Raw genomic sequence first — 14,405 nt, forward strand, 5'->3', positions numbered from 1 at the left:
CGAATCGGCATCCGCTTCTTCAGAGACAGCCCCTGTCTCCGTCTCACCTGTAAGGGCAGAAAGAGACACTTCTAGCGTCTCGCCGGAAAAACCGGGAACGGATAATCCCGACTGTTGAAGCAGGAGACAGGCGCCGCTGTCATCGAGCATATAGCGCAGCCTGTCCTCCGGATATTCCGGGTCAAGCGGCACGTAGGCGCCGCCTGCTTTTAACACGGCAAGCACTGAAATCACCATCTCCGGCGAGCGTTCAGCGAGCACGCCGACCACGCTTTCTTTGCGGACGCCTTTTTGGCGGAGCCAAAAAGCGAGCCTGTCTGTGTACCGGTCAAGCTCGGCGTACGTCAGCATACCGTCTGAGAAACGGAGCGCCGGACGATGCGGCGAAAGCGCAGCGCGGCGGGTAAACAGCCCGTGAAGCGTAGGAGCCGGCGGTTCAGCCGTTTCTGTACGGTTAAACGCAGTTAACACCCGTTTCTTTTCTTTTTCATCCGCCATATCAATATGCCGAATCAGCCGGTTTGGATTTCTAACGGCATTTTCAACGATCGTCAGCAAATGAGTTTGAATCCGTTTAATCGATGTTTCAGTAAATAAAGCGGATTGATAATCAAAATTCAGCTCAATCAATCCCGTATCTGTCCGCTCCTTAATTAAAATGGACAGCTCATTTGCCGTATGCCCGCTGAAAAACATCGCCGTTTCATAATCGAAGCCCTCCGCCTGATGCCACGCGAGAGGCTGGTATTGCATCGAAATCCCGATGATATTTTGCAGATCGTGATGAACCTGCCTTAATTCATTGACAAAAAGATTGTAAGGATATTTCTGGTGCCGCATAACAGACAGCTGCTGTTTTCCTACACTGCGGACAAAAGACAGGAACTCCGCATCCGGATCTGCCGTCATTCTGATCGGCAGTGTGCTGACAAACATGCCGAGCATATCCTTTTCGAGCTTGGAACCCCGGTTTCCGTAATAAGTACCGATGGCAATATCCTTTTTAGCCGTCAGACGGCTGATGCATATGTATAACGAAGCCATAAACAGAGAGATGATGCTGACATTATGATCTTTGCAAAAACGCCGGATTGATTGTTCTAAGGAGTGGGAAAGAGTGATTGTATCTCTGGAAGCTGCAGTGCTTTGTCTAAGATGAGAGGTTCGTTCCGCAAGTGAAAGGTGTTCAGGAACAGTTCGGTACGTTTCAGTCCAAAATGAACGATCTTTTTGAAAACGGGAAGATTGTAAATATTGCTGTTCTTTTTCCATGTAGCTGAGATAGGAAGGGCTTTGGTGTTCGGCCAAATCCTCGCTTCGCATGATTTTTTGGTAAATTTCAATGAGCTGATTGCCAAGCAGATTGAGCGAGATACCGTCCATGATAATATGGTGAAATTTTGAATAAAGCCAAACTTCTTCGTCTGACATGACAAGCAGAGTAAATTGATACAGCGGTGAATGAAACAGCTTGAACGGAACACGCGTCTGTGTGTCAATCCATGCATCCCGCTCTGATTGATCAATATGAGTAAAATCAACGGTCTCTAAAGAAATCGGCCGATGCCCGGCCAGATACAGCTGGGGTTCTGAGCCGTCCCCTTCCGTCAGTTGAAACCTGAGCGAATCATTTTGCAAGATAGAGAAATCTAAAGCACGGCGCAATACGTCAAAGTCGATATTTCCCCTGAATTTGACGCACGCCGCAAGATTGCAGATACTTGTGCCCGGCTCGAGCAGCTCTGTAAACCAGACTCTTCTTTGGGCGTGAGTTAAAGAATAAACAGTGTTCTTCAATGGAATCCCTCCATTTCAATTTAAGAGGATAAGAAAGTGAAATAATTACAATTAAAATTCGACATCATATGACTAAATCATCCATATAGCATTATTTTAAAACATATTTTAGAAATCACAATAAAAAATTAAATTTCCTCTAACATTTTTTAGAATATAGTATATTGTACTTACTTATATTCTTCATTTCTATAATTTTTATACCATGTGAAACGGTATGTATGCACATCACAAACTAGTTCTTAAATACTATAATAAGGAATAAAATGTATAATGAATCGCATCTTTAAAAAGATTTTGCCTCCCGGAAAGAAGTTTTTATAATAAAAATGAAAAAACGGTGACACATAAGAAAAGAAAGTGTCAAAAAGTCGGAATATTGAAGATATTATTTTTTGAAGAGATTGTTTCATAATAGCAATATAATATTCGTTTTCCATCAAAAAAAGCCGAATCCTATAAGGATCGGCTTTTTTATTGATTTGCCAGCACGACTGCGATTTTGTCTTCAATGTCTTTTCCGTCATCTTCGTCAAGCAATCCGTTTTGAAGCACGGAAAAAATAAGCGTATCCCCTGTTTTTGTTTCCGCATAGCCGGCGATTGAACTGACTGATGTTAGTGACCCGGTTTTCGCTTTAATTTTGCCTTCTGCCGGAGTATTCTTCAGCCGGTTCCGAAGGGTGCCTCCCGTCATTCTGTCACTTGCACCGGCGACAGGGAGCGAACGAAGGAAAGCCGGGTACCACTTTTCTTTCTGAACGGCATACAAAAGCTCTCCGATTTGGCCGGCGGATACGCCGTTAATATGAGAAACGCCGGATCCGTCTCTGGCAATCAATTCATCCGGATTCAGCCCGAACGATTTGAGCTCCGATTTCATCACGTCCAAACCCTTTTCCCAACTGCCCTCGCCTTTTTTCACTTTCCCCATTTCCTTGATCAGAATTTCGGCGTGCCCGTTGTTGCTCAGTTTCATAAACGGGATCAATAATTCCGAAAGAGGCATTGATGTCCGTGATGTGACTGGCTGGGTGTGATGCGGCATGCACCCTGTTTTGACCTTTCCTTTTACAGTGATGCCCTGTTTAGTAAGCGCTTGTTTCCATAAATCTAATGCATAGGACGACGGATCCCACACTGCCGCCCATTCTCTTGCCTTTGCCGCGCCCGCCGGCATGGTTCCCTTTACCGTAATCACATTGCCCCCATGCTCCCGTTCAACCGTCAAATCTTTCTTTTCATCAGAAGCGGCGGTTTTCACTTCATTTCTCACACGTACGACGTCCGTATGGGGAGAAATCGTAATATGCGCCTTTTTACCGGGCTGTTTCGCCGGGCTGATTTCCGCAATCACCGTTCCGGTATCATAATCCTCATTCGGTGAAGCGGTAAGAGCTGATACTTGCGCTCCATAATATTGGCCTTCATCGCTCCACGGCAGATCAACTGAATACCTGGTATCGTCATACCGTGAATCATCCCCGACCAGATCTCCTTTAATGACACGGATGCCCTTTTCCTTAACCTGTTTAGCCATCTTCTCAAAATCAGAAGCCAATAGGGTCGGATCGCCACTTCCTTTGAGATAAAGGTTTCCGCGCAGCTGTTTTCCTTTCACGGCGCCGTCTGCCCGTACTTCTGTTTTAAAGGTGTAATCTTCTCCAAGAACGGAAAGCGCCGCAGATGCCGTCAGCAGCTTCATCAGTGATGCAGGCCTCAGTCTCATATCTTCCCGGCTGCCAAACAGCACCTCCCCTGTTTTTGCCGATCGGACACTGACGCCTGCCGCGGCGCCCTTTAATGCAGGTTCTTCATTCAGAATGTGTTCCAGCTCTTTTTGCAACGCATTTTTTTGTTCGGCCGCTTTGGCGGAATCATCAATATAAGGAACGGCGGCTATGACCAAAAGGAGAAACACCGCGGTCAAGCGTTTGACATATGTTTTCAATGTTATCCCCGCCTCTTTCTTATTCTTCGTCATGCAAAATGGTGATCCGGGATGACGCGGCCGCTTCTTCGCCCGGTTTCAGTATCTGAAGCCCCGTCAGTGATGCAGGCTGATTCAGATTAAATGCATCTGTAACGGAGGTATAAGGCTCAAGACTGACAAACCCTTGCTTTCCGTCACCGTTATATACCACCCAATGCTTGAAAGACGTGTCTGCCTGATACAAAACGGATAGCTGCTCATCAGGATGATAAATAACAGCTTCGTTATTGCCGCCATTCCGTCCGGAAGAAAGAAAAACATCGTCAAACTGCTTATTTTTTAAAGACATTCCGTTACGGAACGCTTCTTTATCAGGCACATCCAATAAACGGCCCGTCGGCACGAAACGTTCATTTAATTCCCACATGCGGTCAGCCGTCAGAAAAAGACGTGATCGCTCTTCATTGAAAACAAAAGTTGAATGATAGCCCAGTCCCCAAGGAAAAGCCTCCGTTCCCTTGTTGATAATCAGCGCCCGCTGCGTAAACACATTGTTTTTTAATGTATAAGTCATCCGGACAATGACATCGTGCGGAAATTGTTTATGGACACGGGGAATTTCTGTAAGATCAATTTCTGTTTCGACTGTCAGTTCATCCGCCTCTTCTTTCGCCGCTACCAACTTCCAATGCTGGTTGTGAAGAAAGCCGTGAATATGATTATGTTTATCCTCTTCGTTTATGTCAAATTGATACGTGCGGCCGTCAAAACGAAACGTCCCGTCCGTAATCCGGTTCGGAGGGAATAAAACGGGAATACCGTACAGCATCGGTTTTTCGCGAAATTGTTCCGCGGTTTCCGGTTCTCTCAGAATCTGCATACCGGTTCTTTTATCCCGGATTGAAATGACATGTGAGCCCCAATCCGGCACAATGATGCATTCAGCCTGTTCAGTTTCCGCTTTTACGGCCGAAGCCCCTAAATAAGTCGTATGTTCAATCGTCATAAGCACCTGCCCTTTCCTTGTTTTCTAGCATGTATAGGAATTCCATTTTCTAAACTCATTTTCCTTCTCTGAAAAAAACATCGCCCGTATGAACTGAGCGATGTGCGGTAAAACCTTATTGAATCAGCCGGGTAATCTGTTTTTTCTTCCATACAAACCGGTAATACCCGTACTGCAGCAGCAGGCTGATGACAAAAGCTGCCGGATAACCGACCCAAATGCCGAGAATGCCGAGTTTCGTGTAATGAGATAGTATAAAGGCGATAGGCACCTCAATTCCCCAAATTGCAAAAATGCTGATAACAGTCGGCCATAATACCGTACCGCTCGCCCGCATTGTCGCTGAAACGATCTGAGCGTGACCGAAAATCAGATAGCTCCAAAGTGTAATCATAATAAGATTGCGGGCAATATGAAGCGTGTCCTGATCGGTTAAAAACAAAGCCAGTATCTGCCGGGAGAAGGTGTAAATCAGCACAATCAAAACCCCGCCGATCAAATAATTCAGGCCGATGCCGACTTTGATGACCTGCTTCAGCCGGCCGAATTGATTGGCTCCTATGGATTGGGCGGCAAAAATTGAAACGGCGATACCGAGGCTTACCGCCGGCATCTGCACATAACTCGCCACTTGGTTGACAACCCCGTAAGCAGCCGTCGCATTTGATCCGTAATGATTCACAAAAGAGATGACCGCGATTTCAGAAAGCGATACGAGAATCATATTGATGCTCGACGGAATACCGAGCCGCAGTAAAAGCGCGAGCAGCTTTTTGTCCATTTTAAGAGAGCGGAACGCAGTCCGGTCAAATGCAAGCGGGTGCTTCTTTTTCCGCAAATAAACCATTAGCACGATAAATGTCACGATGTTTGAAATGACCGTTGCATACGCTGATCCGTAAATGCCGAACTTCGGAAGCCCGAAAAGTCCGAGAATCAATAAAGGCAAAAGCCCGATGTTAATAACCGTACTGACGATTAACGTATAAAACGGGGTCTTTGAATCTCCCGTTCCGCGTAAAAATGTTGTATAAGCAAAATATAAAAACATCAGCGGCATCGCGCAAAACAGAATGCGCGCATATCGGACACTGACATCTATTACATTTTCCGGCGTTCCCATCAGCCGCAAAATATCAAGCGTAAACACACTGCCGACAACTGCCAGAACAATACCGAGCATAAAGGTAAACGTCAGCGTAGTGCCGACAATCGCTTTCATTCTCTCTTCGTTTTTCGCGCCGTAAGCCTGCCCGATCAGAATGGAACTTCCTGAACCGATTCCGATTGTAAAGGAAATCAGCAGGAAAAACAGCGGAAAAAAAGACGATACAGCGGCAAGCGCATCGACTCCGAGCCACCTTCCGACAAACACCATTCCGACCAACTGGCCGACAGATTGCAATACGTTGCTTAATAGCAGCGGGACTAAAAATAATGACATAGACCGCCAGACAGACTGGCCAGGGCCTTCCGCTGTCTCCAGATTATCTTGTACCTCCATATGTAGGACTCCTTTTTTGATTTTCTTCCATTTTATTATTCAGCAGACAGCTTGTAAAAACCTTTTGTTCAATGAAACTCTTTATCTTTTTCTACCGTCTTACATGGAAATAAATCATAAAAATAAAAAGTGCGGAAAATATTTCTGAAAAGGTATTGTAATCTTACCGTAATTATTGTAACATTTGTAACATAAGAGAAAGAGATTCGTTGAAGGAGAGATTATATCATGAAAAAATGGCTATTATTCCTCACTACTATTACATTGATTCTATCACTGGGCACTGCGGCGACTGCCAAAAATACGCCTAATGACCTAACACAAAAACAAGCACTTCAGCTGGCTCTGTCAGCAAGAGAACATTTTTGGAACACCATGAGCGGAGGAACGCTTAAGTCAAAAGCAAACTGCACATCCGAGCAGTTCGAATATCAAAATCTTCAATATGTATTCATGTGCAAAGAACTCGGAACAAAAGCGAAAGCCGTAAAATATCTGACACCCGCTTTTACAAAGCAGGCGATTGATAAAGGGCTTAAAGAGTACCACTTCACCGTAAAAGACGGCAAATTGGCTGTTCCGGTCGGCGACGGGGATAACCTCCTGAATTGGAAAAAAGCAAAAATGACCCTTCTTTCTAAAAAAGGAAGCGTCCAAACGTACCGCTTCACTGTACCGACTCTTGACGGTTCTCCGTCAGCAAAACGCGACGTTACATTCGTAAAAGAAAACAACGTTTGGAAAGTCAATCAATTTGATGCTGTTATATAAAGAAAAGCCCGCTAAAAGCGGGCTTTTTTGAATGATGCAATGGCGTGGAAAGGCTTTTCATGTCACGAAATATTTAGAGCATATGAGGGATTAATTATTATTTGAGTGTAATTTAAAAACTACGTGAAGAAGATACCCAAAACACCCTTGATTTATTTGAAAAAATGCCTGACGTGAAAACACCTGTATAGAAATCTGCAAAAAATGTGCAAATAAAAATAAAATCGCATCGTTTTTCAGCGGGTTCTCACAAAAATAAAAAGCTTGCAAAAACGACAAAAACCCTTGTGTGACAAGGGTTTTTCTGTTTTACCGACATTATTAATCTGCACCTATCTTATGCTGAAAACGCCCTAGGAGAGATTCGAACTCCCGACCTGCAGTTTAGGAAACTGCTGCACTATCCGCTGTGCTACTAGAGCCTGCTTATATAGTAACGCTGGCGGCCGTTTTTTTCAAGCCTACAGCCCGCCGAACACTTTATAAGCCGCTCTCGTCGTATCCTCATCTATTCCGATATAACGCATCGTAATAGACGGAGAAGAATGATTTAATATCCGCTGGAGTTCGGCAATATCTTTCGTCCTCTGATAAAAATGATACCCGAACGTCTTTCTCAGCGTATGCGTCCCGATCTCCTCCAATCCGCACGCAGCAGCTGCTTCTTTTAATATTCTGTATGCCTGAATCCGCGAAATAGGCTTATTCGTCCGTTTCGATTTAAACAAATAGTCATTCTCTTTCATATCTTTTGTATATGCGTATATGTCGGCCTTTAGAGATTCCAATATCAGAATTTTTCTTTTCTTTCTCGTTTTGCTCTCAGTCGCCCATACATGATCTTTGTTTCTGACATCCCTTACGCGAAGCGGCAGAACATCAGAAATCCGCAGTGCACTGTTCATGCCGAAAATAAATAAAAAATAATCACGTTCACTTTTCTTCATTAAATACTGTTTGACTTCCTGGATCTTCTCCAAACTTCGGATCGGCTGTACGATATGCATCAAAAAACCCCTTATAATTGGTAAAGTAACATATTGAGGATTATGTTACTATTATAGCTGAAACCCATTGAATGATAAAGGATAAAGCCTCTTATGTAACATAATATACATAGTGTTACATAAAGAAAATAAAACACCTGTTTTCAAAAAGATCCCCAAAAACATCGTTTATATCCCCGTGACGGGATTTTGAGGCATCGGAGTCTCTTAGTATTCAAAAAAGAAAACAGCGCCCTTAAAACGAAATATGAGCGTCCGATTTTTTTGTGAACAGCTGAAGAAATGCAAAAAAAAGACACAATATGAAATTGTGTCCTAATCTTCGTCTTTTACATCAATGTCTTCAGGGAGCGGTTCATTTAAAAACTCTTGTATCATTTCTTTATATTTCTCCAGCTGTTCAAGATGGGTTTGAAATTGTTCTTTGTTGATTAAATATTGCTGCCCGTCATGGACCGCTCTTATTTTATTCGTCAAAATAAGATTGTGTACATATTCTTCAGGAAGACTGGTAAACTCCGCTGTCTCTTTAATGGTTAAATACATGGCTCACGTTCCTTTCATATGTCATGTGAGTGAATTCTATTTTGTTTATTGTAGCTTATTTTTTGCCTTAATGCTTGTTTCACAGCTTTTTCTGTCCGGTTTCCCATTTATCCCATTTCCGACTGATTACATTCACACAGAAACCCCGGCTTTTTGCACACCGGACTATTCCGTTTGTCACTTGTGAAAACAGCACATTTTACTTACTCTATAATTGTAAGCGGAAAACAAAGGAGGCAGACTATGAAAAAGAAAAAGTTTATGAATCTCTGTTTTATCGTTCTGCTCAGTACTTTGCTCGCAGCCGGAAGCATCCCTTATCACGCTCAGGCTAAGAAACACCCGTTTTCCTATGATGACTACAAACAGGTAGATGTCGGCAAAGACGGCATGGTCGCCACCGCCCATCCTCTCGCTTCACAAATCGGTGCCGACGTGCTGAAAAAAGGCGGCAATGCAATTGACGCCGCGGTGGCCATTCAATTTGCATTAAACGTAACCGAACCGATGATGTCGGGAATCGGCGGCGGCGGATTTATGATGGTTTATGATGCGAAAACGAAAGACACCACCATTATCGACAGCCGGGAACGCGCACCGGAAGGCGCAACACCGGATATGTTCCTGGACGAAAACGGCAAAGCCATTCCTTTCTCTGAGCGGGTTACAAAAGGGACTGCAGTCGGTGTTCCGGGAACATTAAAAGGACTTGAAAAAGCGCTCGACAAATGGGGCACCCGCTCCATGAAACAACTCATCACCCCTTCCATTAAACTTGCCTCAAAAGGCTTTCCGATTGATTCGGTTTTAGCTGACGCCATCTCAGATTATAAAGACAAATTATCACACACTGCTGCAAAAGACGTGTTTCTTCCAAACGGAGAACCTTTGAAAGAAGGAGACACACTGGTCCAAAAAGACTTAGCCAAAACATTTACAGCTATTAAGTACAAAGGCACAAAAGCGTTCTATGACGGAGCATTCTCCAAAAAGCTCGCGGAAACAGTGCGGGAATTCGGCGGCTCAATGACAGAAAAAGATATTAAAAACTTCAATGTGACGATTGACGAACCGATCTGGGGAGATTACCAGGGCTATCATATCGCAACTGCTCCTCCTCCAAGCTCCGGCGGTGTTTTCCTGTTGCAAATGCTGAACCTTCTGGATGATTTTAAGCTTTCCCAATATGATATCCGTTCTTGGCAAAAATATCAGCTTCTCGCCGAAACAATGCATTTGGCTTATGCTGACCGCGCCGCATTTGCCGGGGACCCAGAATTCGTCAACGTCCCTCTCAAAGGTCTCTTGAATCCAGATTATATCAATGCCCGCAGACAGCTGATAGATATTAATAAAGTGAATAAAAAACCGAAAGCCGGTGATCCTTGGGCTTATCAGGAAGGCGCTGCAAACTATAAACAAGTCGAACAGCCGACTGATAAACAAGAGGGTCAAACGACTCACTTCACGGTAACCGATCGCTTCGGCAATGTTGTATCTTATACAACAACGATTGAACAGCTGTTCGGTTCCGGCATTATGGTTCCCGGATATGGCGTTGTTTTGAACAACGAATTAACAGACTTCGATGCGGTGCCGGGCGGCGCAAATGAAGTGCAGCCGAATAAACGTCCGCTCAGCAGCATGACTCCGACCATTTTATTTAAAAATAACGAACCCGTCCTGACTGTCGGCTCCCCCGGCGGAGCAACGATTATTTCTTCCGTTTTGCAAACGATCCTGAACAAAGTCGAGTACGGCATGGATCTTAAAGCGGCGGTCGAAGAGCCGAGAATTTACACAAACAGTATGACGTCCTATCGTTATGAAAAAGGAGTGCCGGAAGAAGCCCGCGCAAAACTGAACGAAATGGGGCATAAATTCGGCAGCAGTCCGGTTGATATCGGAAACGTGCAAAGCATCCTGATTGATCGTGAAAACGGCACCTTCACCGGCGTTGCCGACTCAAGCCGAAATGGAGCTGCAATCGGCGTAAACTTGAAGAAATGTGAAAAATAACAAGACAAAAGCCTCATTTCTCAAACTGAGAAACGAGGCTTTTGTTTATTCGGCGCTGTATTCGGATGAGGTTTTTTCAGACATTAACAACATAAGTGAAAGCACGCCGCACATTGCAATGACAACACCGCCTGCACCAATCCATGTCACTGACGCAAGAGACAGATGAGTGACAACAATGCCCCCGATACCTGCCCCGGCCGCCATAGCCAGCTGCATCATAGACTGGTTGAGGCCAAGTAATACACCTGATGATTCCGGCTCCATCGTTGCCAAATGATATTGCTGAGCCGGCCCGGATGACCAGGCGGAAAAGGACCAAAATATAAGCACTGCCGCCGCTCCGGCAGCAGAATGTGTAATAAAGGGCAATAACATGAGCATGATAGCATGAAGCGCCATTCCGCCGGTCAATGTGACACGCGCCCCCCATTTGTCTGCACTGAAACCGCCTGCTTTAGAGCCGGCAAGACTTGCAACCCCGAAAATAAGGAGCAATGTGCTCAGCATTCCGCTGCTGATATGAGTAACGTTCAGTAAAAACGGCGAAAGGTACGTATACGCAACTGAATAACCTCCAAGCCAAAAAAACGTGATGGCCAGGCCGACAGCCACTTTTCGTTTCTTCAAAAAAGAGAGTTGCTGAATGAGCGGCACGGGTTTATCTCCTTTTATCTCAGGCAGCGTGAAACGTATAATCAGCATGGCAATGATTCCAAGTGCCGCAATACCGGCGAAAACCATTTTCCAGCCGAAAGCTTCAGACACGGTTCTTCCAATCGGCACACCGATAATGAGCGCAGCCGTAAATCCCATAATGACTGTCGCAAGAGAGCTTGCCTGCTTTCCCGGAGGAGCGATTTTTGCTGCGATCGTAAGCGCGGTTACCACCACGCTTCCCGCTCCAAGCGCCATGATCACCCGCGCTCCCGCAAATAAGCCGAATCCCTGCACAAGGAAAGAAATGATATTCCCGATAACAAACAGCCCCAGAGCATAGATCATAAGCTTCCTTCTGTCCAGCCTTGCTGTCAGAACCATCACGACGGGCGTTCCGATTGCATAAACGAGTGAAAAAATTGTAATCAGCTGCCCTGCCGCTGCCACAGTGACGCCCAAAGAACCTGCAATTTTATCAAGCACCCCGGATATCACATATTCAGAGGTCCCAACTAAAAAGCTGATAATCGCCAAAATGTAAACCTTCCATGTATTTTGCATCTGATACACTCCTTCATTGATGATTTATATAAAGATATATTGTGATATATCGATATAAAAGATTAAAACAGAAACAAATCGAAATATGTCGATATGTAATCAGAAAAAGAAACTGAATCCCTCTTCAAAGGATTCAGCCCTACATTTCACGCTGAAAATAATCGGCCATCGCCTTTATCGCTTCTTCATCTCTTTTATAATAGGTATATTTGCCGATCCGTTTCGTTTGGATAAGGCCCGCCCGCTGAAGGATGGAAAGATATTGAGACGCCGTTGACTGTGTCATCTGAAGCTTATCGGTGATCTGACTCACACATACTCCGATTTCATTCATATCAATGCCATCATGCGGGGCGAAATGATGGTCCGGCTCTTTCAGCCATTGTAAAATCTCAAGCCGGGACTCATTAGACAACGCTTTAAAAACATCAATAGGTTTCATACGTTTTATTATATCGTGATTTTGCGATATGTCAATGTCGATTTACTTGAATCTCTTGTTTTGTTTCATTTATGATCCGGGAAACAAAATCACTCACACTCTCTTCAAATGTGTCTTCCTGTCCGTATTGTCTTACCTGTACAGATTGATGGCGGCACTCGTGATCCCCCACAACAGCAATATACGGTATTTTTTTCATTTGTGCTTCTCTGATTTTATATCCGAGTTTTTCATCCCGCTGATCAAGCTCAGCCCTGATACCCGCTTTCTTCAGCTGCCGGTGCGCCTGTTCTGCGCAGTCCCGGTGTGCGGTATTTGATACCGGGATGATTTTTGCCTGTACCGGAGCAAGCCATGACGGGAACGCTCCCCCGAAATGTTCGGTTATGATTCCGAAAAATCTGTCAAGAGATCCGAATACCGCCCGATGAATAACAACAGGACGGACTTTTTGATTTTTTTCATCAATATATGTTAAATCAAATTTCTCCGGCATTTGAAAATCGAGCTGGACAGTAGCGCATTGATGGCTTCGATTCAGCGCATCTTTTATATGAATATCAATTTTCGGGCCGTAAAATGCGCCATCCCCCCGATTAAATCGAAAACGATATCCCTGTTCTTTTAATACTTTCTCTAATGCGCTCTCCGCCCGGTCCCACAAATGTTCGCTTCCCATGTAATTGTCCGGTCTTGTTGACAGCTCAATATCATAGGAAAAACCGAATGCGGTGTACACCTCGTGAATCAGCTGAAGCGCTGAAGTAATTTCGCTCTCGATCTGATCGGGCGTTACAAAAATATGCGCATCATCCTGGCAAAAGGACCTGACGCGAAGCAGGCCATTGAGCGCCCCGCTGAATTCGTGACGGTGCACCTGGCCGAATTCAGCCATCCGAATTGGAAGATCGCGATAAGAACGAAGCTTTTCTTTAAAAATGAGCATGTGGCCGGGACAGTTCATCGGCTTTAACGCGAAGCGCTGATGATCGGCTTCTGAGAAATACATATTCTCTTTATAATGATCCCAATGGCCTGATTGCTCCCAAAGACGCTGGTTCATCATCATAGGTGTGCGCACTTCCTGATAATGATAAGCATCCTGCTTTGAACGCAGAAATGATTCAAGCGTATTTCGGATGAACTGACCGTTCGGCAGATAAAAAGGCATACCCGGCGCTTCTTCTGAAAACATAAAAAGCTGTAATTCCGCTCCCAATTTTCGATGATTTCTCTTCTCCGCCTCTTTTATCAGCTGAAAATGCCTGTTCAGCTCCTTTTTTGAAGAAAATGCCTTCCCATAAATGCGCTGCAGCATTTTTTGATTGCTGTCGCCCCGCCAATAAGCTCCTGACACATGAGTGAGCGAAAAAGCTTTTATCTGACCGGCAGACGCCAAGTGCGGCCCCCGGCATAAATCAATGAAGTCGCTCTGTCGGTAAATACTGATTGTATCATGCTGCGGAATATCGGCTAAAAGCTCGAGCTTCAGCGGCTCGTGAGCAAACAGATGCTCTGCCTCTTCTCTGGAGATTTCTTCTCTGATGATTTCCGGATTTTCTGAAATGATTCTGTTCATTTCTTTCTCAATGGCGGCCAGGTCTTTTTCTGTAATCGTTTCATCCATGTCAAAATCATAATAAAAGCCATTCTCAATAACGGGACCGATCCCTAAACAGACCTTCGGATACAGACGTTTTACCGCTTGCGCCAATACGTGCGCTGCTGTGTGTCTCATCACACCCAGCCCTTCTTCAGATTGAAAACTGCACAGTTCAATTTCAGCATCTTCATGAATGCTTCTTCTAAGGTCATATAACGATCCGTTTACCTTGCCGGCGGCTGATGTCTTTTTCAAAGCCGGACTGATTGATTGGGCGATCTCTTCTAACGTAACGCCTTTTTGGTATTCTTTTTGTTTCCCGTCAGGAAAAGTAATGACAATGTGCGGTTTCTTCACGGTCTGATCTCTCCTTTATTTTTAAGAAAATAAAAACACACTCATCCCAAAGCAAGGGGCGAGTGTGTGTCAGACCCGCGGTTCCACCCAAATTCCCGCCGCTTCAAGCGGCGGCTCATTGTTGCCGTAACGCGGCTATACGGTATCGGCTGCTTTCGTTCACCGATACAGCTCAAAAGGCGGTAAGCCCATTCTTCGTG

Annotated in this window: 11 protein-coding genes and 1 tRNA gene; 2 read left to right on the top strand and 10 right to left on the bottom strand. The window is 44.8% G+C overall.

The window, feature by feature from the left end; all coding sequences use genetic code 11:
* The 4 genes from ACH32G_RS18735 to ACH32G_RS18750 form a co-directional block, all read right to left on the bottom strand.
* A partial coding sequence (locus ACH32G_RS18735; RefSeq protein WP_448814689.1) for a condensation domain-containing protein occupies positions 1 to 1,797 on the bottom strand: 1,797 nt, incomplete at its 3' end.
* 474 nt (positions 1,798 to 2,271) lie between these two features.
* The gene (gene dacB / locus ACH32G_RS18740; RefSeq protein WP_448814690.1) at positions 2,272 to 3,747 is read right to left on the bottom strand and encodes a D-alanyl-D-alanine carboxypeptidase/D-alanyl-D-alanine endopeptidase; all 1,476 of its coding nucleotides are present in this window, start codon (positions 3,745 to 3,747) and stop codon (positions 2,272 to 2,274) included.
* 19 nt (positions 3,748 to 3,766) lie between these two features.
* Positions 3,767 to 4,735, bottom strand: a complete 969-nt coding sequence (locus ACH32G_RS18745; RefSeq protein ID WP_366970860.1) for an aldose 1-epimerase — start codon at positions 4,733 to 4,735, stop codon at positions 3,767 to 3,769.
* A gap of 115 nt (positions 4,736 to 4,850) precedes the next feature.
* Positions 4,851 to 6,239 (bottom strand): MATE family efflux transporter, encoded by a 1,389-nt coding sequence (locus ACH32G_RS18750; RefSeq protein ID WP_045926207.1) that lies wholly within the window; start codon positions 6,237 to 6,239, stop codon positions 4,851 to 4,853.
* A gap of 228 nt (positions 6,240 to 6,467) precedes the next feature.
* On the opposite strand from ACH32G_RS18750, the gene ACH32G_RS18755 reads away from it, so the two are divergent.
* Positions 6,468 to 7,010 (top strand): IseA DL-endopeptidase inhibitor family protein, encoded by a 543-nt coding sequence (locus ACH32G_RS18755; RefSeq protein WP_045926206.1) that lies wholly within the window; start codon positions 6,468 to 6,470, stop codon positions 7,008 to 7,010.
* Between the two features lie 349 nt (positions 7,011 to 7,359).
* Here ACH32G_RS18755 and ACH32G_RS18760 read toward each other — a convergent pair.
* From ACH32G_RS18760 to ACH32G_RS18770, 3 genes are all read right to left on the bottom strand, one after another.
* Positions 7,360 to 7,432, bottom strand: a tRNA-Arg gene (locus tag ACH32G_RS18760).
* Positions 7,433 to 7,471: 39 nt separating this feature from the next.
* Complete coding sequence (locus ACH32G_RS18765) at positions 7,472 to 8,017, bottom strand: site-specific integrase (RefSeq protein ID WP_016936554.1); 546 nt, start codon at positions 8,015 to 8,017, stop codon at positions 7,472 to 7,474.
* A 315-nt stretch (positions 8,018 to 8,332) separates the two neighbouring features.
* Positions 8,333 to 8,563, bottom strand: coding sequence for an excisionase family DNA-binding protein (locus ACH32G_RS18770; RefSeq protein WP_016936555.1), 231 nt, complete (start codon positions 8,561 to 8,563; stop codon positions 8,333 to 8,335).
* 243 nt (positions 8,564 to 8,806) lie between these two features.
* Here ACH32G_RS18770 and ggt point away from each other — a divergent pair, with 243 nt between their 5' ends.
* Positions 8,807 to 10,582, top strand: coding sequence for a gamma-glutamyltransferase (ggt, locus tag ACH32G_RS18775; RefSeq protein ID WP_049628587.1), 1,776 nt, complete (start codon positions 8,807 to 8,809; stop codon positions 10,580 to 10,582).
* A 45-nt stretch (positions 10,583 to 10,627) separates the two neighbouring features.
* Here the strand turns inward: ggt and ACH32G_RS18780 are convergent, their stop codons facing one another.
* From ACH32G_RS18780 to thrS, 3 genes are all read right to left on the bottom strand, one after another.
* Positions 10,628 to 11,803, bottom strand: a complete 1,176-nt coding sequence (locus ACH32G_RS18780) for an MFS transporter (protein WP_448814691.1) — start codon at positions 11,801 to 11,803, stop codon at positions 10,628 to 10,630.
* Positions 11,804 to 11,942: 139 nt separating this feature from the next.
* Entirely contained in the window at positions 11,943 to 12,245 is a 303-nt protein-coding gene (locus ACH32G_RS18785) for an ArsR/SmtB family transcription factor (protein ID WP_045926203.1), read from the bottom strand.
* A gap of 31 nt (positions 12,246 to 12,276) precedes the next feature.
* Positions 12,277 to 14,205, bottom strand: a complete 1,929-nt coding sequence (gene thrS / locus ACH32G_RS18790; RefSeq protein ID WP_448814692.1) for a threonine--tRNA ligase — start codon at positions 14,203 to 14,205, stop codon at positions 12,277 to 12,279.
* Between the last annotated feature and the right edge of the window lie 200 nt (positions 14,206 to 14,405).

The organism is Bacillus sp. CIS52, assembly GCF_053545315.1.